General features: G+C 55.9%; 22 protein-coding genes and 1 tRNA gene. 13 read left to right on the forward strand and 10 right to left on the reverse strand.

Features of this window, described 5'->3' with window-relative positions; genetic code table 11:
• Positions 1-77 precede the first annotated feature (77 nt).
• On the reverse strand, positions 78-986 hold the full coding sequence (locus ACR0DE_RS14850) for an AbiTii domain-containing protein (RefSeq protein WP_480754016.1): 909 nt from the start codon (positions 984-986) through the stop codon (positions 78-80).
• Positions 987-1,120: 134 nt separating this feature from the next.
• On the opposite strand from ACR0DE_RS14850, the gene ACR0DE_RS14855 reads away from it, so the two are divergent.
• The gene (locus ACR0DE_RS14855; protein ID WP_480754018.1) at positions 1,121-2,011 is read left to right on the forward strand and encodes a DUF4238 domain-containing protein; all 891 of its coding nucleotides are present in this window, start codon (positions 1,121-1,123) and stop codon (positions 2,009-2,011) included.
• Between the two features lie 2 nt (positions 2,012-2,013).
• On the opposite strand, the gene ACR0DE_RS14860 is transcribed toward ACR0DE_RS14855, so the two are convergent.
• The 3 genes from ACR0DE_RS14860 to ACR0DE_RS14870 all read right to left on the reverse strand — a co-directional run bounded on the left by ACR0DE_RS14860 (position 2,014) and on the right by ACR0DE_RS14870 (position 4,396).
• Entirely contained in the window at positions 2,014-3,777 is a 1,764-nt protein-coding gene (locus tag ACR0DE_RS14860; RefSeq protein ID WP_480754020.1) for a DUF6538 domain-containing protein, read from the reverse strand.
• 82 nt (positions 3,778-3,859) lie between these two features.
• Positions 3,860-3,935 (reverse strand) — tRNA-Ala (locus ACR0DE_RS14865).
• Positions 3,936-4,072: 137 nt separating this feature from the next.
• Entirely contained in the window at positions 4,073-4,396 is a 324-nt protein-coding gene (locus ACR0DE_RS14870; protein WP_170395552.1) for a TIGR02300 family protein, read from the reverse strand.
• A 100-nt stretch (positions 4,397-4,496) separates the two neighbouring features.
• Here ACR0DE_RS14870 and ACR0DE_RS14875 point away from each other — a divergent pair, with 100 nt between their 5' ends.
• From ACR0DE_RS14875 to ACR0DE_RS14885, 3 genes are all read left to right on the forward strand, one after another.
• Positions 4,497-5,189: a M48 family metallopeptidase gene (locus ACR0DE_RS14875; RefSeq protein ID WP_255612001.1), complete on the forward strand. Its 693-nt coding sequence runs from the start codon at positions 4,497-4,499 to the stop codon at positions 5,187-5,189.
• Between the two features lie 30 nt (positions 5,190-5,219).
• On the forward strand, positions 5,220-5,867 hold the full coding sequence (locus ACR0DE_RS14880) for a GntR family transcriptional regulator (RefSeq protein WP_480754023.1): 648 nt from the start codon (positions 5,220-5,222) through the stop codon (positions 5,865-5,867).
• 111 nt (positions 5,868-5,978) lie between these two features.
• A complete protein-coding gene (locus tag ACR0DE_RS14885; RefSeq protein WP_480754025.1) occupies positions 5,979-7,109 on the forward strand; it encodes a lytic murein transglycosylase in 1,131 nt (376 codons plus the stop codon).
• 4 nt (positions 7,110-7,113) lie between these two features.
• On the opposite strand, the gene ACR0DE_RS14890 is transcribed toward ACR0DE_RS14885, so the two are convergent.
• On the reverse strand, positions 7,114-8,076 hold the full coding sequence (locus tag ACR0DE_RS14890) for an acetyl-CoA carboxylase carboxyltransferase subunit alpha (RefSeq protein ID WP_480754026.1): 963 nt from the start codon (positions 8,074-8,076) through the stop codon (positions 7,114-7,116).
• 121 nt (positions 8,077-8,197) lie between these two features.
• Here ACR0DE_RS14890 and ACR0DE_RS14895 point away from each other — a divergent pair, with 121 nt between their 5' ends.
• Complete coding sequence (locus ACR0DE_RS14895) at positions 8,198-9,031, forward strand: AraC family transcriptional regulator (RefSeq protein WP_480754276.1); 834 nt, start codon at positions 8,198-8,200, stop codon at positions 9,029-9,031.
• Position 9,032: 1 nt separating this feature from the next.
• Here the strand turns inward: ACR0DE_RS14895 and ACR0DE_RS14900 are convergent, their stop codons facing one another.
• Entirely contained in the window at positions 9,033-9,629 is a 597-nt protein-coding gene (locus ACR0DE_RS14900; RefSeq protein ID WP_170566138.1) for a LysE family translocator, read from the reverse strand.
• Between the two features lie 72 nt (positions 9,630-9,701).
• Between ACR0DE_RS14900 and ACR0DE_RS14905 the strand changes: the two genes are divergently transcribed.
• Entirely contained in the window at positions 9,702-10,154 is a 453-nt protein-coding gene (locus ACR0DE_RS14905; RefSeq protein WP_170513733.1) for an Lrp/AsnC family transcriptional regulator, read from the forward strand.
• A gap of 118 nt (positions 10,155-10,272) precedes the next feature.
• Complete coding sequence (locus ACR0DE_RS14910; RefSeq protein WP_170395568.1) at positions 10,273-10,851, forward strand: PA14 domain-containing protein; 579 nt, start codon at positions 10,273-10,275, stop codon at positions 10,849-10,851.
• A gap of 39 nt (positions 10,852-10,890) precedes the next feature.
• On the opposite strand, the gene ACR0DE_RS14915 is transcribed toward ACR0DE_RS14910, so the two are convergent.
• Positions 10,891-11,853 (reverse strand): L-malyl-CoA/beta-methylmalyl-CoA lyase, encoded by a 963-nt coding sequence (locus ACR0DE_RS14915; RefSeq protein ID WP_480754029.1) that lies wholly within the window; start codon positions 11,851-11,853, stop codon positions 10,891-10,893.
• Positions 11,854-12,148: 295 nt separating this feature from the next.
• Between ACR0DE_RS14915 and dgcN the strand changes: the two genes are divergently transcribed.
• The 3 genes from dgcN (at position 12,149) to ACR0DE_RS14930 (ending at position 15,055) form a co-directional block, all read left to right on the forward strand.
• Positions 12,149-13,150: an N-acetyltransferase DgcN gene (gene dgcN / locus ACR0DE_RS14920; RefSeq protein WP_480754031.1), complete on the forward strand. Its 1,002-nt coding sequence runs from the start codon at positions 12,149-12,151 to the stop codon at positions 13,148-13,150.
• Between the two features lie 68 nt (positions 13,151-13,218).
• Entirely contained in the window at positions 13,219-14,184 is a 966-nt protein-coding gene (gene dgcA, locus ACR0DE_RS14925; protein ID WP_480754033.1) for an N-acetyl-D-Glu racemase DgcA, read from the forward strand.
• 10 nt (positions 14,185-14,194) lie between these two features.
• Positions 14,195-15,055 (forward strand): D-amino-acid transaminase, encoded by an 861-nt coding sequence (locus ACR0DE_RS14930; RefSeq protein WP_480754035.1) that lies wholly within the window; start codon positions 14,195-14,197, stop codon positions 15,053-15,055.
• Positions 15,056-15,099: 44 nt separating this feature from the next.
• Here the strand turns inward: ACR0DE_RS14930 and ACR0DE_RS14935 are convergent, their stop codons facing one another.
• From ACR0DE_RS14935 to ACR0DE_RS14945, 3 genes are all read right to left on the reverse strand, one after another.
• On the reverse strand, positions 15,100-15,414 hold the full coding sequence (locus ACR0DE_RS14935) for a DUF1244 domain-containing protein (RefSeq protein ID WP_170395578.1): 315 nt from the start codon (positions 15,412-15,414) through the stop codon (positions 15,100-15,102).
• A gap of 114 nt (positions 15,415-15,528) precedes the next feature.
• On the reverse strand, positions 15,529-15,768 hold the full coding sequence (locus tag ACR0DE_RS14940) for a DUF6868 family protein (RefSeq protein ID WP_170395580.1): 240 nt from the start codon (positions 15,766-15,768) through the stop codon (positions 15,529-15,531).
• 87 nt (positions 15,769-15,855) lie between these two features.
• The gene (locus ACR0DE_RS14945; protein WP_480754037.1) at positions 15,856-16,593 is read right to left on the reverse strand and encodes an N-formylglutamate amidohydrolase; all 738 of its coding nucleotides are present in this window, start codon (positions 16,591-16,593) and stop codon (positions 15,856-15,858) included.
• A gap of 118 nt (positions 16,594-16,711) precedes the next feature.
• On the opposite strand from ACR0DE_RS14945, the gene pyk reads away from it, so the two are divergent.
• The 3 genes from pyk (at position 16,712) to ACR0DE_RS14960 (ending at position 20,403) form a co-directional block, all read left to right on the forward strand.
• Positions 16,712-18,157 carry a pyruvate kinase gene (gene pyk, locus ACR0DE_RS14950; RefSeq protein WP_170395584.1) on the forward strand — a complete coding sequence of 482 codons (1,446 nt, stop codon included), beginning with the start codon at positions 16,712-16,714 and terminating at the stop codon, positions 18,155-18,157.
• Between the two features lie 243 nt (positions 18,158-18,400).
• Positions 18,401-18,838, forward strand: a complete 438-nt coding sequence (locus ACR0DE_RS14955) for a universal stress protein (RefSeq protein WP_170395586.1) — start codon at positions 18,401-18,403, stop codon at positions 18,836-18,838.
• 14 nt (positions 18,839-18,852) lie between these two features.
• Positions 18,853-20,403 (forward strand): alanine/glycine:cation symporter family protein, encoded by a 1,551-nt coding sequence (locus ACR0DE_RS14960; RefSeq protein ID WP_170465878.1) that lies wholly within the window; start codon positions 18,853-18,855, stop codon positions 20,401-20,403.
• Positions 20,404-20,427: the final 24 nt, after the last annotated feature.

Genomic DNA, 20,427 nt, shown 5'->3' on the forward strand with positions numbered 1-20,427 from the left:
GGCCACGGGGGGATGCCCTGCAGGAACACGTATGTGAAACTCAATCAGATTTTTGACCTGAAATACGAGCTCCTTAACTACATACCTAAATATTCTTTGACTGCCTGCGTTATTACCGACTTCGCTACTTCCTTACCTATCCCCCACGCCTCCACAGCTCCCTGCTTGAGCTTCCCTTGAAGCCAGTTCTCAGTGCCATCTTCGTTGAGTTTCTCGGGTGTAGTGCGAGCTATCTCTGCAAGTTCTCTTGCGTCTTGTTCCGGAATTCCATTGGCAGCCAGAGCGTCCACCAACGAAGAAACGTCGCCTTTTTTTACACTCACTTGCAATGCGACTTTATCTCCGGAAGCAGTGATGTTCGTCACGCCACCATAGATGACTTGTTGTGTAAGATGGGTAACCGTCTCCATGTCATTGGCGGATACGTCAGCAACTGCGCCACCGATTTCTATATCGACAACCGACGGTATTTCCTTCTCCAATTTCAGCACGAAATCCAAAGCCCTTGCTCGTACTGTATGCTGAATATTCAAAAAACAACCAATATCGATGTCGCTGTTAATACTAATGACCGACATACCTTCGAAAATCTTGCCTTCTAAAAGCAGCGCAAGGTTGCTGGCGTCTATACCAAACCTAGCTTTTTCTCCTTTTTCCTTCATTTGCTGATCGATTATGGAAAGGCTCGATCTGATCTCGTACTGAGTCCACGTCTTCCCGGCATGTTCCTCAATTAGGTAGCTAGGAATGGGTACATTATTCATTTGCCTGACGGCATTCACGAAAGTTCCCGTGTATGTGATTTTTGCTTCCCTATAACTTGGAACGGGGAGGCCATCCGGGTAGCCCCCTATTTCGTGTTGGACCCAATCATCGAGGATGTCTGCACCGAGTTTTGAAGCCAAGAATTTTAGCTTCAGTAGAACGAAACCAACGCTCTTGTCCTCATTAAGTAGTTCTGCCTGAAGATCGTGGATAAGTGCCATGATTTACCTATAAATTTTCTCAGAACATATGATACCTACCTGCCCACCACAATTGCCAAAGGCACTAGGATGAACCACGCCCGGGGCATGCACTAACTATCAAATTTAACCACCAGCCGAGTTGATCAGATACATTGCCAAAACGCAGTAAGAACCACCACTACGTTCCAAAAGTCTTACAAAGGCAATTCTTGGCCGAAGGAGAGCAAGTTTGGTACTCACAGAGAGGCCCTAGTGGTGAGTTTTACCCCCCATACCTGAAGAACATCTCCAAGGCATTTTATGCCCGCAACTACTATACGATCACGGATGGTTCCGAGCGCTCAGATGTAGTCGAGCGTGACTACTATGGGCAAATCGACAACTATCTAGGACAGGTAATTCCGAAAATAGTTGACTGCCTAAACCGCGAAGTCGCGCCGGTATTCGAAGGTCAAGCGTTGGACTCTGTTCGCCGTGTTGTGGTTGAGATGGCGAAAAGAACACCTGAATTCACAAAGAAGTATGATGAACATGCTTTAGGTCTCGAAATTGCCGACGCAACTCTCGCTGCGCTGCCAGATGACCCAGAGAACGAAGAACGAAAGGAAATGTTGTCGGCAAAGAATGACGCCCAGATGCTCAAAGCAATCGGGCGTTCCGTTCGTGTTCGTGCTACCATTGATGTTTCTGAAAAGGTTGAAGCAATTCTCAAAGAGTTCTCTGTCCGCTGGTCGACAATCCCGTCGCACCATTCATACATTCTTTCAAGTCGGATGGCTTATCAAATTGGGAACGGAGGTTCGAACGGTCTATCCAATCCCAATGCTGAACTTTGGATGCCAGTTTCGCCCAAATATGCACTCGTTCTTGTGAGAGACCCACAAAACGAGATCCCATTGATGCTCAAGGAAACCCCTGAGCATGTGAGGCAGGTAAACGAGTTTGCCGCTAGGAACAGCAACCAGATAGCCTCGCACAGCATGAAACTAATAGAGTCAATCACCGGTAAGAGAGCGGTCTTGCGAAAAGCTGAACGACCTTGAGTTTAGGTGCGGTCGAATAGTGCCATTGCTTTGTAATCGGCGTTGTCCACGGCTTCCTTCAACATCTCCAATCGGAAAACTCCGTCACCGTATCTTCCTGACATGCCTTGTTCCGCGTGACCTTGTATCGCGTTCATTATGTGAGGGAGAACACCACCATTGCGACAGGCATCCTCAAAATTGTGCCTGAAGGAGTGAAATGATGTCTTCTCTGTTTTCACACCGATACGCTCGAGGTAGCGGCTAAAGAATTTTGAGAACTCTCCCGACCTATACCCTGCGGCATCCACCTTGAGTTCAGGGAAGAGTTGATCCTCGTCTGCCTGCCGTTGCTTGGTTACAAACTCAAGGAACCCAAGCTCAACAAGTCGCCGGTGAATAGGTATCCGACGCCGACCGCTCGCTGATTTGACCTTTTGGCCTTCTGCTTCGTCCGTGATGTCTAAGAACATGATGCCGTCCTCTTCACGTACATCCTTGACGTTCAACTGACAGAGTTCGTTGAGCCTTGCACCCGTGAATAATCCGAGGAGCGGCAACCAGTATCGCGCAGTTCCACGCATGGAGTGATCTCCCGGTTCCGCGCAGAACCGTTCTGAACGGCAACCGGTGTATAGGGGGCTATTGAACAGCTTTGACAATTGATCCGTAATGAACGGGTCGCGTTGCTCACGGGCATTGATCGTCTCTTTGATCGTTAACCCTTTGAATAACCCGGTTCTGATCCCATCATGATGCGCCTCTGCCCAATTCCAGAAGGCACCCACACGACGCAGAGCTTTGTTCAAAGTCGCACTGCTCATCGGTGCCATACGCGCCTCAGCGGCCTTATCAGCGGCTTCGAGTATTGAGAGTTCTCTCACCTCGGGTTTCTTCTTCCAGTTCGCCGGGAGCTTGAGAAGGACCGTCTTGAAGCGCCGAGCATCGTCCTTGTTGTACAGAGAGAGGGCCTTGTCGCCTGCGATATCCTTGAAGGCGGCCATCCAAGCCAAATGATCATCGCGTACCTTGGGTGACCATGCGCCTCGTGACTTCTCCGCTTCCCAACTCGTTACCGCCTCAGACAGGAGAAGACCCTCCGAGTCACCGCCAGTTCCGCTAGGGGGAACGTCGGGGTAGGGCGGGGTAGAAACTGGGTTGCCAAGGTCTCTATCCTTCGTCGCCTCATGGGCTTCCACAGATGCCTCTTGGAGCGCCCTGATTAACCTTGGCCAACTTTGGGAACCCTTGGCCAATTTCAGGTCAATGCCTTCCCACGTGAGAATCTCCTCGGCCTCTGACCGGAAGAACTCATCGCGTTTGCCTCGAGCGAGGTTGGTTCGGTTGACCTCGTTCATGTCTTGTTTGACCTTTTGCCATTCCTCAAAGGTCGGGCGTGGCTCATAGGCGATGGGTTCGTCTGGATCGTCTGGGTCATCGAAGCCTTCCAGCCGAGCCTCTTCGTCTTCATCCAAGAGGTGATGCAGGTAGGCTTGCTTTGCCCGAGCTATCTGGATGGGGGTGAGTTCTTCCAAAGGCTCTTCCGCATCCTTCTCCTGTTTCCTGCTCTGCGCTCTCCGGTGTTCCTCAAACAGGCGGTCAATGCGGGCTGCTTCGATACGGACCCTAACGAGAGCTTCAGCCCTGTTTTTGGTGCGTAGAGAGAAGGTTTCTTCGACCTTACCGTACGAGTCAGCGATATCTTTGGGGACGGCTGCACGATGATAATAGGTCGATCCGCGGCGGTACAGACGGGGGTGTCCAGGCATCTTCTCAAGGTTCCTCACTGTAACACCTCAATGTAACAGACCCTTGGGAAAACCATTGAAAACCATGAAGTTATTGAGTTCAAAGCATATCATGGGGATTTGGTGGAGCCTAGGGGAGTCGAACCCCTGACCTCTTGCATGCCATGCAAGCGCTCTCCCAACTGAGCTAAGGCCCCATAAAGGTACCGTCGTAACGGTGGACGGACGTTTATGAGACGCCGTCGATGAGTGCAAGTCCTAAAATCGGAATCGGCAAAAAATTCAGACCGACTTCGCGGACCGGGTCGAGGCGGCGGGGCCGCCTCGGGATCCATCAGTTTTCGTCTTCTGACGACATGTCCTTTATATCGTCTAGTGAAACGTTGTCGCTGTCGTCATCGTCGTCTAGCAGATCGTCGTCCAATTCGACATCGACATTATCGTCATCATCCAAAACGATGTCTTCGTCCGACGACGCTTCGCGCGCCTTGACCGATGCGGCATCTTCAGCATCCGCGGCGATCATCCGGCTTTTTCCGGTATCCAGCTCCACGACCTCGCCCGTATAGGGGCTGACGATCGGGTCCTTGTTCAGGTCGTAAAAACGTTTGCCGGTTGTCGGGCAGACACGCTTTACGCCCCATTCTTCCTTGGGCATATCAAATCCCCTTGATATCAGGTGAATCTCATCAATGATTCAGGTCACCTGCCACATGCGGCAGGCACTGTCAAAGCCTTTGCGCAAAGGAGGCCCACCCATGGGGCGACACGCATTGCCCGGAACGCCTCCGGTGCCACTGACACTGCGCAAATCGGCGCGCGCACGGCGGATCAGTTTGCGAATTTCCCAATTGGATGGACGGGTTACGCTGACCTACCCGACAGGGGTGGCTGAAGCCGAAGCGCTGGATTTTGCACAACAGAAAGAGGGTTGGATCCGCGGGCACCTGCAGGATCGACCCAGCATTGAAGCAGTTGGCGTAGGGCAGTTCATTCCGATCGAGGGTACGGCGCGGCGAATCGTTCCTGCATCGGGGCGGAGGGTCTTGCTGAGTGGCGATGCGATCGGGGTTCCGCCCGGTGCTGAAGCACGGCGACTAGCGCGGTTTCTAAAAGAGCTTGCCCGCGATCGTCTGACCGGTGCGTGCGATGATTACGCGGCGATGCTGGGGCGGTCGTACAGTAGCCTTACTTTGCGCGATACGCGTTCGCGCTGGGGGTCGTGCAGTTCTGCGGGCGGGTTGATGTTCTCGTGGCGGTTGATCCTCGCCCCGACAGAGGTTCTCCATTATGTGGCCGCGCATGAAGTGGCGCATCTTGCCGAAATGAACCACTCACCTGCGTTCTGGGCGCAGGTCGAGCGTATTTTTGGCCCTTACAAAGAACCACGCCGCTGGCTGCGAGACAACGGGGCTGAACTGCACAGATATCGCTTCGACTCCGTCGCTTGACCTCGGCGCGATTTGTGATCACATAAACTCATGTTAACCTCACGCCCCGCCGAGTCTCATACGGCAACCCATGATCGCGTTTATCGCGCCCTCAGATCCCGCATCATGCATGGAGAGATTGCCCCGGGGCAGGCGTTGACACTGCGCGGGATTGGCAAGGAATTCGGTGTGTCGATGACTCCGGCGCGCGAGGCGGTGCGGCGTCTGGCGGCAGAAGGTGCTTTGTTCCTGTCCACCTCCGGTCGGGTATCAACGCCGGAACTCACGCGCGATCGGATCGAAGAGCTGGCGGCGCTGCGCGCGCTGCTTGAGGTTGAACTGGCCAGCCGGGCCCTGCCGCGCGCGCATATGGCGCTGATTGACCGGTTGCAAAGCATCAACATGGCAGTGGCCGAGATGGTCACGAAACGCGATGGGGTGGGATATATCCGTGCAAATCTGGAATTTCACCGCACGCTGTATCTACGCGCACAGGCCCCTGCGATGCTTGCCATGGCCGAAACTGTCTGGCTGCAGCTGGGTCCCACGATGCGTGCCCTATACGGTCGGTTGCGGAGGACCGAGCCACCGCACTACCATCGTCTGATCATCGCAGCGCTCAAGGCCGGGGATGAGCCTGGATTGCGACTAGCAGTGCGTTCGGATGTGACCCAGGGCTTGCGGCTGCTTGTGACCTGAGCGGCTTGATGCCCATCTTCCAATTCAGTTGATTTCGGATGTCGCTTTGCTGGCTTGAGCGACCGGGCTGCGCTATTCTGAACGCAAATCACAACAAGAGCAGATTTAACCATGATTAATCGAAGAGTGTTTTCCTTAGGGCTTGGTTCAACCCTGTTGGCGGCCTGTTCCACAGGCACCGCACCCAACAGTGCTCCGGCTTCGCGGATGCGTGCGGTTCCGAACGCAGGATGGGATGCCTGGGTGGCCAGTTTCAAAAACCGGGCAGCGTCACAGGGCATTTCACAAACGACCCTCAACCGGGCGTTTCAAGGCGCAGGATATTTGCCTGAAGTGATCGAACGCGATCGCAATCAGGTCGAATTCAAACGCTCGCTTGAGGATTATCTGGCGATTGCTGCCTCGGAAGAACGGATCAACACTGGCAAGCAAATGCTTGTGCGGCATGCAGGAACCCTGTCGCAGATCGAAGCCCAATACGGTGTCGACAAAGAGGTCGTCGTGGCTGTTTGGGGCCTGGAAAGCCGCTATGGCGCACGGCGGGGCGATGTACCGGTGATCTCGGCAACGTCGACTCTGGCCTATGACGGGCGGCGCGGAGCGTTTTTTGAGAAGCAACTGGTGGCAGCGCTGAAGATCATTCAAGAGGGCGATACGACCCCGTCTAACATGACCGGCAGCTGGGCCGGAGCGATGGGCCACACACAGTTCATTCCGACGTCTTACCTTGCTTATGCGGTCGATTTCACCGGCGACGGGCGGCGCGATATCTGGTCCGATGACCCAGCAGATTCACTTGCGTCAACGGCGGCTTATCTGGCACGTGCCGGTTGGGTGCGAGGGCAGCCTTGGGGCGGTGAAGTGGGCACGGTTTCGGGTACGCCGGCGGCAGTGCTGCAACCGCAGACGCCCGGCCCACGTATTGTTGTGTTCCGCAATTTTCAGGTGATCAAGCGCTACAACAATTCGGACAGCTACGCGATCGGCGTAGGTCATCTTTCTGATCGCATTGCTGGCGGCGCGCCGTTCCAAGCGTCATTCGGGCCGGATGCGACCGGTTTGACGCTGGAGGATCGTAAAGAACTGCAGCGCCGCCTGACATCCGCGGGCTATGACACACAAGGCGCAGATGGTGTTATCGGCAAGAATACTGAGGCGGCAATTAGCGCCTACCAGCGCGCCAACGGGTTGTCCGTGACTGGCCAGCCTTCGGTGGCTCTGTTGCAGCGGTTGGGTGGCTGACGGGTTAAGCCGCCAGCCCTTTCGAACCGATATCCAGGAACTTCTGACGGCGGTCCTTGATCAGGGCTGCCGCGTCTTTCCCATCAAGCTCTTCCAGCATCGAGGTAATTGCAGACCGCACGGCTTCGACCGCCGCCGGGCGGTTGCGATGTGCACCGCCCTTGGGCTCGGTGATGATGTGGTCACAAACGCCCAGCTTGTGCAGATCCTGAGCGGTAAGGCGCAACGCTTCGGCGGCCTCGCGCATTTTTTCGGCATCTTTCCAAAGAATCGACGCGCAGCCTTCGGGCGAAATCACCGAGTAGACCGAATGCTCCAACATCGCTACGCGGTTCGCAGTCGCAAAGGCGACCGCGCCACCAGAACCACCTTCGCCGATGATTACGGACACCAAAGGAACGCCAATCTTTAGGCACATCTCGGTTGAGCGCGCGATCGCCTCGGACTGGCCACGTTCTTCCGCCCCCTTGCCGGGATAGGCGCCAGCTGTATCGATCAAGGTGATTACCGGCAGGCCAAAGCGGTCCGCCATTTCCATCAGGCGTACGGCCTTGCGATAGCCCTCGGGGCGGGCCATGCCGAAATTGCGTTCAATCCGCGATTTGGTATCGCTGCCTTTTTCGTGGCCAATCACCATGACGGGTTGATCGTTGAATCGCGCCAGACCGCCAATTACCGCCAGATCGTCGGCAAAGTTCCGGTCACCAGCCAGAGGAGTGAATTCGGTGAACAGCGCATCCACGTAGTCGTTGCAGTGTGGACGTTCAGGATGACGCGCCACCTGACATTTCCGCCATGGGGTCAGATCGGCATACAGCTCGTCCAGAAGCTTGGCGGCCTTGGCGTCCAGCGCGGCGGCCTCTTCCGTCACATCCATTTCTTCATTGGCACGGGCCAGCGCGCGCAGCTCTTCAGCTTTGCCTTCGATCTCGGCCAGCGGTTTTTCGAAATCCAGATACTGGGTCATGACGCCTCTCAACGCGGAAGTTCCCTGCTATATGACCAAAGGTGGTCCGGGATGCAACTCAGCAAGATTTGTGGTCGCGGAATATGCGACCACGGACGGGCAAAGAGAAGGAAGGATACCGATGGCCGCCAGCTACGAAGATCGCGTGTTGCGCGTGTTGGCCTACATCCATGATCACCCCGCCGGGGATCTGTCGCTGGATGCTTTGGCCGAGGTCGCAGCCATGTCGCGGTTTCACTGGCATCGCGTGTTTCGCGCCATTACTGGCGAGACCTGCGCGCAGGCCACCCGTCGGATACGCCTGCACCGTGCCGCCTGCTGGCTGGTGCAAACAGACAGACCGGTTACGCGGATCGCGACCGACATTGGCTATCCGAACCAAAAATCCTTTGCGCGGGCCTTTTCCGAGGCCTACGGCAGCAGCCCCACCGCGTTTCGACGTGCGGGGCAAATACTGCCGGCCCATCCAATGTTCAAAACCGGAGGATATCCGATGCATCCCGTAACAACCCGAACCGAACCGTCCCGCCGAGTCATAGCGCTGCCACATAAAGGGGCGTATGCCGAGATTGGCCGCAGCTTTGAGGCCTTTGGTGCCCTATGCGAATCCCGCAAACTGTGGCCGCAAGTCGGCCCGATGATCGGGCTGTATCTCGACAGTCCGGACGATGTGCCCGAGGATGAATTGCGCAGTTTTGCAGGTGCTGAATTCTGCGGTGATGATACGCCCGAGGGGATGGAAGACCTTGAAATTCCGGGTGGCAAAACAGCGGTGCTGACCTTCAAGGGCCCTTATTCCGGCCTTCACGGCGCGTATCAGGCATTATTTGGCAATTGGTTGCCCGAGTTTGGCGAAGAACCTGCGGACCATCCGTGTTATGAGATCTATCTCAACGATCCACGAGAAACGGCCCCCGAGGATCTGTTGACCGAAATTTGCCTGCCGCTCAGGTAACCTAATTCGGCCACAGCACCGGATAGAGCGAGGCCACAAGCAGGGCCGCCATCGTCCAGTTGAAAACCAGCAATCGGTGCGGGTTTGTCAGGATTCGCGCCATTTGCTGTCCAAGAACCGTCCAGGTGCTGACCGAGGGCAGGTTAATGGCGCCGAACACCAGCGCGACCAGCAGAATGGCGTTCAGCGATTGTTCAGGCGCATAGGCGGCTGTCGCGGTTAACGCCATCGCCCAGGCTTTTGGGTTCACCCATTGGAAGGCTGCAGCTTGCAGGAACGTCATCGGGGTGCCCGCAGTATCGGCACCTTTAGCGGGCGCTGCATGGGCGATTTTCCATGCCAGATACAGCAGATACAGAACCGAAAGAACTTTCAACACGGTATGACTAATCGGATACCGGTCAAAGACCTGAACCAGCCCCGCCCCCACCAGAAGCACCATAAAGGTGAAGCCCAAACCGATACCCAGCATATGCGGGATCGTGCGGCGAAAGCCGAAATTCGCACCTGATGCCATCAGCATAAGGTTGTTGGGGCCTGGAGTGATTGACGAGACAAAAGCAAACGCGATCAGGGCCATCAGGATATCGTAGGTCATGGCTGCATTTTCTCGCTGAACCCGGCAAATGAAATTGCGTATTCGTGCGCTCAAAGGTTAATGTTGCAATAAATGGCGAAGATTGATCAGATCAACCAACATATATTGCAAGAGCTTTCGCGGGACGGTCGCATCAGCAACCTCGATCTTGCCGAGCGGGTGGGCCTGTCGCCCTCCGCTTGCCTGCGCCGGGTGCAGGAGCTTGAGCGGGCAGGGATCATTTCCGGCTACCGAGCGGTGCTGAACCCGGCGGCGCTGGGGGTGGGTTTCGTTGCCTATATCGGCGTTGGTCTGGGCGAGCACACAAAAGCGGCGCAGGAAGGGTTCGAAAGGGCCTTGCAACAAGCGCCCGAAGTGGTGGAATGTCACAACATCACCGGCACGATCGAATACCTGTTACGGGTCGAATGTGCCGATCTGCCTTCCTACAAAACCTTCCACACCGAGGTGCTGGGTACATTGCCGCATGTGACCTCGATCACCTCATATGTTGTGATGGGATCGCCTAAGGATATGCGTGCGTGACCATTAAAAAGTGATTTTTAACCATCTTGCGAGGTCAAAGTTCAGCGCCTAGTGTCATCTCAACAGGATCGTCGGCAGGGATTAACCCCGAAGCAGGCGCAAATTCAGGGAGTAGACCATGACATTTTTCCGCACCGGAGCGCTGGTGGCTGCCTTGGCAATGTTTGCCGGCGCTGCGACAGCAGCACCTTTGAAGTTACAGCCAGCTAGCCCTCAGCCCAGCCCAAAAGCCGGTTTGAACGTAAAATACAGTTGGGAAGGTAACCCGCCTCGCAAAATCCAGAACCTCTCGAAGGTCAATCATCTGCTGAAAAAGGCAAAGCCGGGTCAGCCCCTCCGAGGTTTGGACTACAGAGACACGAACGAAGGTGATCCTGTCCTGACCTACAATCAGGCGTTCAATGTTGCCGCGGAAATCAGCGGATATATCCGGTTTGATTCACCCGGAGTTTACGAGCTTGAGACCTGGTCGAACGATGGGATTGACGCCTGGGTCGGTGGTCAGCAGATCGGCTATGTCAACGGCCGTCAGGGCTGCGAAGCCAACCAACGCACCGAGGTCGAGGTGCCGCAGGCGGGTTGGTATCCAATCAAAATCAAGTATTTTCAGAAATACGGTACCTCGTGCCTGATGATGAAATCAGGAAAGAAGGGTGAGCGTTTCACATGGACACCAAACAATGTATTTGGACGCTGATCAGATCGATTGGGGCGCTCAGCTGAGCGCCCTTTTTTCTTAGTTACCCGCCGCGATTAATTCCGCCTGCGCCACAATAACCTCGGCTTGTTTGATCGAAGCAATATCGACCAAACGCCCTTTGTAGACCGTCGCGCCTTCGCCATTGGCTTTTGCCTGTTCCATGGCGGCCAGAATCTCGCGCGCTTCGGACACTGCTTCATCCGACGGTGTGAAGACCCGATTGGCCAATGCGATTTGCTTGGGGTGGATGGCCCATTTGCCGACCATCCCCAGCGTGGCAGACCGTTTGGCCTGTGCGATATAGCCCTCATCGTCTGAGAAATCGCCGAACGGACCATCCACCGGCAGCACGCCATGGGTGCGGCAGGCGGCGACAATTGCGGCCTGCGCCCAGTGCCACGGGTCGGACCAGTGCTTCTCACCCTCGCGCAGCATATAGTAGTTTTCCTGCGTACCCCCGATGCCGGTTGTTTGCATGCCCATTGAGGCTGCAAAATCTGCGGCACCAAGGCTCATGGCCTGCAGGCGCGGGGATGAGGCTGCGATTTCTTCGACATGCGCCAGTCCGGCGGCAGATTCGATGATCACTTCGAATGAAATTGGCTTGGTTCGGCCCTTGGCACGCTCGATTGCGGTAACCAGAGCGTCCACGGCATAGACATCGGCCGCGTAGCCTACCTTGGGGATCATGATCTGATCCAGACGGTCGCCTGCCTGTTCCAGCACATCAACCACGTCACGGTACCAATAGGGTGTATCCAGCCCATTGATCCGAACCGACATGTATTTATTGCCCCAATCGACTGTGTTCAGCGCCTCGATTACGTTAGCGCGAGCGGTATCCTTGTCGGAAGGAGCCACCGAATCTTCTAGATCCAGATTAATGACGTCTGCAGCTGATGCAGCCATCTTGGGAAATAGCTTGGTGTTCGAGCCCGGGCCAAACAGTTGGCAGCGATTGGGCCGGGCCGGAGCGGCAGGTTGGATGCGGAAGCTCATTTGGACCTCATGCGAGTAAGGAAATTGCGTTCAGGGTTGGTCATGGGATATTAAATTGCGCAATGCTGCGCAAGCTTGATTGTGCATATGCGGCAATGCGTATGCAGCAAGATTGAAGATACTGGCAAAATGGGGTGCTTAAAGTTTGATCAGTTTAAAAACTTCGAACAATCTTGTGTAAGAATGCCCAAATGCGCAAAAACTTCCCGCTGTGGGCTGGCAGGCAAGAAGAATTTGAGAAACCCTCGTCAAAACGGTTCTCTAGCTTAAGCCAGAATCAAAGGAGTGCACCGCAATGATCGAGACACCGTACCTGTTGTTTTTGGGCGATGCGCCCGACTTGTTGGCGGCCAAAGTGGCCATTGGTATCCGGGACTGGCGTCCTGAGAATGCAGTGGGTCAAATAAGGCTGGATGGTTGCAAGACTGATTTGGGTCTTACCGAAATGACACTTGCCGAAGGTAAAGCTGCTGGTGCCAAGACTCTTGTCATTGGTGTTGCCAACCGGGGTGGGGTCATCAGTGAGGCCTGGAAAGAGGTCCTGATCGCAGCGTTGGAAATGGGTTATGATCTGGCGTCGGGCCTGCACAACCTGCTGCGCGACGAAGGCGATCTGGTTGCTGCGGCACAGACTCACGGCTGCACGTTGCACGACGTCCGTGTGCCGACCGTAGGATATCCTATCGCAAACGGCCGCAAGCGTACCGGTAAGCGGTGCCTGGCCGTTGGAACCGACTGCTCTGCCGGCAAGATGTACACTGCGATGTCCATGGATGCTGAAATGCGCAAACGCGGCATGAAATCCACCTTCCGGGCCACCGGTCAGACCGGAATTCTGGTCACGGGTCAGGGCGTCCCGCTGGATGCGGTTATCGCCGATTTCATGGCGGGATCCGTTGAGTATTTGACACCGGACAACGAACCGGATCACTGGGATCACATCGAAGGGCAGGGCTCGTTGTTCCATGTGTCCTATTCTGGCGTGACCATGGCGCTGATTCATGGCGGTCAGCCCGACGCGCTGATCCTGTGCCACGAGCCGACCCGGACCAATATGCGAGGATTGCCTGAGTATTCGCTGCCGACGCTGGAGCAGTTGCGCGACACAGCACTGCCGCTGGCGCGCGTGGCAAACCCGGAATGCCAGGTTGCAGGAGTGTCGATCAACACCCAGCATCTGAGCGAAGACGACGCACATGCATACATCGCCAAGGTTGAGACCGAGATGGGTATCCCAGCAACCGATCCTTACCGGTTTGGTGCCGGTAAACTGGTGGATGCGCTGGCCGCACTGTGATCTAAGCAGGTTGCCGATCGCCCCTTGCTGTCGGCAACAGACACCACTTTCGATGAAAGGTTGAACGCGTGCAGATTGACGTTTCCCGCGATGTATTTCGGCTGGCGCAGGTATTCACTATCTCGCGCGGCTCACGGACTGAGGCAAAGGTCCTGACGGTTCGGATCTCGGATGGTGTGCATCATGGTTGGGGCGAATGCGTGCCCTATGCGCGCTATGACGAAACACTGGATTCAGTCGTGGCCGAGATTGCCGGCCTGCCCGACGTATTCTCTCGCTATTCCCTGATGGATCTGCTGCCTGCCGGCGCGGCTCGGAATGCAGTGGATTGCGCGCTTTGGGACCTTGAGGCGAAACGCTCCGGCAAACGGGCGTGGGAGCTGGCGGAACTTGCCGCACCGGGGCCTGAAGTTACGGCCTATACTCTTTCCCTGGACACTCCCGAGGCAATGCAGGCACAGGCGGCAGAAAATGCGTTCCGACCCTTGTTGAAGATCAAACTTGGTACACCGGACGACATGCCTCGGCTTGAGGCCGTGCGGGCTGGTGCGCCGGACTCCAAAATCATTATCGACGCCAATGAGGGTTGGTCTGCTGAAGTGTACGCCGATCTTGCGCCGCATCTTGTGCGACTGGGCGTTGCTCTGGTTGAACAACCTCTGCCAGCCGGTGAGGATGATGCGCTGATCGGTATGGATCGTCCGGTGCCGGTATGTGCCGACGAATCCTGTCACGATCGGGCCAGCTTGCCTAAGTTAAAGGGCAAATATGATGTGGTGAACATCAAACTCGACAAGACCGGCGGTCTGACCGAGGCGCTGGAGCTGCGCAAGGCCGCGCTGGCCGAGGGCTATGGCATCATGGTCGGATGCATGGTTGGAAGTTCGCTGGCCATGGCACCTGCAACGCTGGTCGCGCAGGGTGCGATGGTGACGGACCTTGACGGACCGCTTTTGTTGGCAGAAGACCGCGACACACCCCTGATTTTTGATGACGCCGGAGTGCATCCGCCCAAAGCGGCACTTTGGGGCTGAGGAGAAGAACATGACCCGCACCGTTTATGTGAATGGCGAATACCTGCCTGAAACCGAAGCAAGCGTCTCGATTTTTGATCGGGGTTTCTTGTTTGCAGATGCCGTCTATGAAGTGACCAGTGTGCTGGATGGCAAGCTGGTCGATTTCGAAGGCCACGCTGTGCGCTTGAAACGCTCGTTGGACGAGTTGCAGATGGCCGAGCCCTGCAGCAAGGATGAACTTCTGGAAATTCACCGCAAACTGGTCGAGCTGAACGACATCGAAGAAGGTCTGATCTATCTGCAGGTTTCGCGCGGCAGTGACGGCGACCGGGATTTTGTGTTTCCGTCAGCGGATACCAAGCCTACGCTGGTTCTGTTCACGCAGAATAAGCCAGGTCTGGCCGACAGCCCCGCGTCGAAGAAAGGGGCCAAGGTCATTTCGATCGATGACATCCGTTGGGGCCGCCGCGATATCAAAACCGTGCAATTGCTGTATCCGTCCATGGGCAAGATGATGGCGAAAGCGGCTGGCTGTGACGATGCCTGGCTGGTTGAAGATGGCTATGTCACCGAAGGCACCAGCAACAACGCCTATTTCGTCAAAAACGGCAAGATCGTCACCCGCCCGCTGTCCAACGACATTCTGCACGGCATCACCCGCAAGGCGGTTCTGCGCATGGCAGCCGAGGCGCAGATGGAGATTGAGGAACGCCTGTTCACCATCGACGAGGCGAAAGAGGCGGATGAGGCCTTCACCACTTCGGCCAGCGCCTTTGTCATGCCGGTGGTTGAGATTGACGGCGTGGCACTGGGTGATGGCACGCCGGGCCCGATTGCCAAACGCCTTCGCGAGATCTATCTGGACGAAAGCCGAAAGGCCGCAATCTAAAGCAAAGGCCCGCCAAAACGGCGGGCTTTTTCGTTTTCGGGGCGTCAGCCTTTTTTCGTGACGTTCTCTTCAAACGCGACCTTGAAGGCGGCTTGTTTCTCTGCGTTCGCTTCGGTCTGGTAGTTGGCCTTCCACTCATCCATGGTCATGCCATAGAAAATCTCGCGCGCTTCGTTTTTGTCCATGTCGATGCCCTTGGCATTGGCGGCTTCCTGATACCAGCGCGACAGGCAATTGCGGCAGAACCCGGTCAGATTCATCATGTCGATGTTCTGTACGTCGGTGCGATCCTGCATCAGATGCTGCTGCAAACGGCGAAACGCTGCGGCCTGAAGTTCGATTTCAGTTTGCTTGTCCATTGTCGGGCTCCGAATGATTGTCTTGCGTTCTGAACCTGACCTAGCAATCCGTGGGCCATGTTACAACGAACAGCGGGGGCCTTATGGCCCCTTGGAACGTCAGGTTTTGATGCTTTATGCCAGTTTGAGGGCCAGCCACGGCACAAGGCAAAAAATGATTGTCAGGATTTTGTAGTTCGCAAGATACCTGAAATAGGCCCTCTTTACGTCGGCCCGCTCCATTTGGAACATTCTGCCATGTACGCCTGCGATCCAGTCCTGCATGATGATGATCATCAGCGTGCTGAACAACAAAACCGCAATGTTAAGGGCGGTCATCCAGCCGAAGACAGTTGTCAGGAATTCCTGAGTCATGGTCGTCTCCTTTCCCTTAATATATGGGTGTCAGTATATTGGCTCACAATATTTCGAGGATCGGAAGCGGCACGAAGTGACCTTACGTCATAGTCCGCTATCGTTCAGTGCATCCTGCAGAATAACGGCCAATCGTTCGGCCCAGCTGCGTTGCCCGACATGATCCGCAATCAGATCATTACGCAGCTCGATCAGTGCATTAGGACGGCCGAAACTGCTGCAATGCTTGTCGATCGCATCGCCGGGTAGCACACCTGTATAGGGTTCATTTACCCCAACGCACAGATCATCCTCGGCGTTCAACCGGTTAATCAGCGGGCGCGAGAACCGCTCATCCGGTGTGTGCAAGACGCCGATGTGCCACGGCCGAGGATCGCGGCCACGGAGCTGGCGCGTAAAGGAATGCATCGAGATGATGACCGCATGCGGCAAGGCCGCAAGCTGTGCCAGCGCATCGTGATAGGGCCGGTAACACATATTTAGACGACGCTCACGCTCGGTCGCATCTGCGTGTCGGTTACCGGGGATGATCGAGCCGTCATAGAGCTTCATCAGCAGCGTCGGATCGTCCTCGCCCCGGTTGGGGTCAATCACGAGGCGCGAGAAGTTGGCTGCGATTACGGGGGCGTTCAGGACCTCACCCAGATGTTTAGAGACCTCGTAGGCGCCCACGTCATAAGCGATGTGACGCTCCATATCCTCGCGCGGCAGGCCTAGGTCTCCGCCGTTGATATCGGGCGGCACCATGTTGGTGGCGTGGTCGCAAGTAATCAGCCAACGCGACGGGCGATCCGCGCCGTGAACAAAAAACGGAGAGTATGTCATGAGCCTGTCATCTTGTTTGTCGCAGGTGTAGGACAGTTGCGTTGGAAAGGGAATTGCGCAATAAGCAGCCTGAGCAATGTTTGCGGTAACATTTACGCGTTTGAGGAGAGCCTGATCAATGCGACGCCTGAGAAATGTGAAAATCGTGGCGACGCTGGGACCGGCGTCCAATGACTATGACACCATCCGTGCGCTGCATGAGGCAGGGGCCGATGTATTCCGGCTGAACATGAGCCATGGCAGCCACGATGAGATTCGCGAGAGGCACCGTATAATCCGGCAGATCGAAAAGGATCTGGAAAGCCCGATCGCGATTCTGGCTGATCTGCAGGGGCCAAAGCTGCGCGTTGGCGTGTTTGCAAATGATGCGGAAGAACTGGAGGAGGGCGCCGCATTCCGTCTGGATCTTGATCCGGCAGCCGGGGATATCACCCGGGTCTGCCTGCCACATCCCGAAATTTTTGCCGCATTGGAGCCAGGTGCGCGCCTGCTGGTCAATGACGGAAAGATTCGTCTGATCGTACAGGATTGCGGACAGGATTTTGCACATTGTACCGTTGAAGTCGGCGGCACGATCTCGAACCGAAAGGGTGTGAACGTGCCTGACGTGGTGCTGCCATTGGCAGCGCTGTCGGCCAAGGATCGCGACGATCTGGAATTTGTCTGCCAACTGGGTGTGGACTGGTTGGCGCTGAGCTTCGTTCAGCGTGCCAAGGATGTGTTCGAGGCGCGCGCACTGGCGGATGGCCGAGCATCGATCTTGTCCAAGATCGAAAAACCTGCTGCGGTCGAAGCTTTTGACGATATCCTTGACGCCTCAGACGGGATCATGGTTGCGCGGGGTGATCTGGGCGTCGAACTGCCTGTTTCGGCAGTCCCCCCGATCCAAAAACGTCTGGTGCGTAAATGCCGTACAGCCGCGAAGCCTGTGATTGTCGCAACCCAGATGCTGGAAAGCATGATCGAAAGCCCAATGCCCACCAGAGCAGAGGTTTCGGACGTGGCCACCGCGATCTACGAGGGTACCGATGCAATCATGCTGAGTGCTGAATCGGCTGCTGGTTCTTATCCCATCGAGGCGGTTCAGACGATGAACAAGGTTGCCATCGAAGTTGAAGCTGACCCGACCTATACGCAGATTATTGCCGCGTCGCGTACCGCCAAGGGGACGACCATCGCTGATGGTATCGTGGCTGCGGCACGCGAGATTGCCGAAAAGACTGACATCAAAGCCATCTGCTGCTTCACTCAAAGCGGGACCACCGCCTTGCTCACCGCCCGTGAGCGTCCCGGTGTGCCTATCATCGCGATGACCCCCGCCACCGGCACCGCCCGCAGGCTTTGCCTGAGCTGGGGTTGTCATTGCGTCTTAACCCCTGAACAAGAGCGGTTCAAAGGTGCGGTCGTCAGCGCCGCTCGCGCCGCCCGATCGGGTGGTTTCGCCGCTGAGACTGATCAGATCGTGGTCACCGCCGGCGTCCCTTTCAATGTTCCTGGCACTACCAACATCTTACGTATCGCCCCTTGTGATGAACGGCTGATCTACAACACTGATCCGGGCTAAGCCCGGATCACCACTACTAATTTCAGTTTGATACCAAGCGTATGCCTAATATTTGGGCATATAATAATATTTATTTACAGTGCCTTAGAAGTTTGAGGGTTGTATCCAGCAATAATCTCTCTGTTTTTGCGTGTTTTTTCGGGATACTTGCCCTTAGGGCGGTCTACTCAAGCAAGTTCCAGGTTCCGGCTGCCCTGCCGGGGGCGAGGGCCCCGGCCAAAGCAACAATAACGGAGGAACGGCATGACAACGAAAATTGTCATAGGACTGGACGGGACAGAAACCGGAGAACGCGCGATCGCCTTTGCCAAAGACTTGGCCGGGCGTATCGGTTCATGCGAGCTTCTGGCGGTTTACGTCATCGAATGGTCTCCTTTCACATTCCAGACACCAGAAGAGAACGCCCTGCGCCACAAACGGCGCGAAGAAGAGGTTGCGTTAGCTACGTCACGGATCATCGAGCCAGCGGTCGAAGCGTTGAAGGCTGCAGGATTCGAGGCGCGCGGCATCGTCCGTCACGGAGATGTGGCGGAAACGCTGAATGCAATCACGGTTGAAAACGGTGGCTCCCAGATCGTTGTGGGTCGGGCCTCGGCAGATGGGTTTAAAAAACGCCTGTTTGGCAGTTCGACCCAGAACCTTGTCATGCACGCCGATGTTCCGGTTACGGTCGTGAACTGAGGGGAGAGATTATGATGAATATTCAGAACAAACTGAGTCTGGCAGCACTTGCCGCTCTGGTTGCGAGCCCCACTGCCGCACAGGAGGCGGTCGGGTTGGACGATAAAATCAACCAGGCCTTTGCTGATTTCACCGGGCCTTTCGTCAGCTTTATTTTTGCCCCGTTTCCGGGCACCGGGTTCCCTTGGATCGTGGGTTGGCTGGTCATCGCCGCGACCGTCTTCACGCTTTATTTTGCCTTTGTACAATTGCGTTTCTTCGGTCATGCGATCAGCCTTGTGAAAGGTGACTATTCTGATCCCAATGATGCGGGTGAAGTTAGCCACTTTCAGGCGCTGGCAACGGCGCTGTCCGGTACAGTTGGCCTCGGTAATATTGCCGGTGTTGCGGTCGCCGTCGGTATCGGCGGGCCAGGTGCAACTTTTTGGATGATTGTCGCAGGCCTGTTGGGCATGGCGTCGAAATTCACCGAATGTACGCTGGGTGTAAAGTACCGCAACGAATATGATGACGGCACCGTTTCTGGTGGTCCAATGTATTATATGTCGAAAGGGTTCAACGAACTTGGCCTGCCGGGCGGTAAAATTCTGGCCGTTCTGTTCTCGATCTTCTGCATCCTTGGCGCGCTTGGTGGGGGCAATATGTTCCAGGCCAATCAGGCGCATCAGCAGATCGCAGGCATCGTCGGAGATTACCCGGGCTGGATCACTGGCCTGGTCTTTGCAGGCATCGTCTTTGCAGTGATCGTGGGCGGCCTGAAATCCATCGCGCGCGTGACTGAGAAAGTCGTTCCTTTCATGGGCGTGATGTATGTGGCCGCGGCTCTGGTGATCATCCTGATGAACGCGGATCAGATCGGTTGGGCCTTTGGCCAGATCTTCGCAGGAGCCTTCACCGGTCTTGGTGTTGCTGGCGGTATGGTCGGCGCATTGATCCAGGGCTTCCGGCGTGCGGCGTTCTCGAACGAAGCGGGCGTTGGTTCTGCGGCGATTGCCCACTCGGCGGTTCGCACCAAAGAACCGATCACCGAGGGCTTTGTGTCTCTGCTGGAGCCGTTCATTGATACGGTTGTGATCTGTACCATGACCGCGTTGGTGATCATCATCACGCAGCAGCTGATCGTCGATCCGGAGACCGGAAACTATATGCTGAACGAAGCCGGTAATGCCATCGCAACGGTTGACGGAAACTCGGGCGTCAGCCTGACTTCAGCCGCCTTTGGCAGCGCGTTCAGTTGGTTCCCTTACGTTTTGGCAATCGCAGTAGTTCTGTTCGCCTTCTCGACCATGATCAGCTGGTCCTACTACGGCCTCAAGGCCTGGACCTACCTGTTCGGTGAGGGGCACACCAAGGAACTGGTGTTCAAGGTCATCTTCTGCATCTTCGTAGTCATCGGTGCAGCGGCTAACCTTGGCCCCGTTATCGACTTCTCGGATGCGGCGATCTTTGCCATGGCGGTTGTGAACGTCTTCGCGCTCTACTTCCTGATGAAAGTGGTACGTCAGGAACTGGCGTCCTACGCCGAACGGCTGAAGAGTGGCGAAATCCGCAAATTCGAACATTAATCCAAACTACCGGGGCGGCGCGCG

The organism is Ruegeria sp. C10 (genome assembly GCF_056537805.1).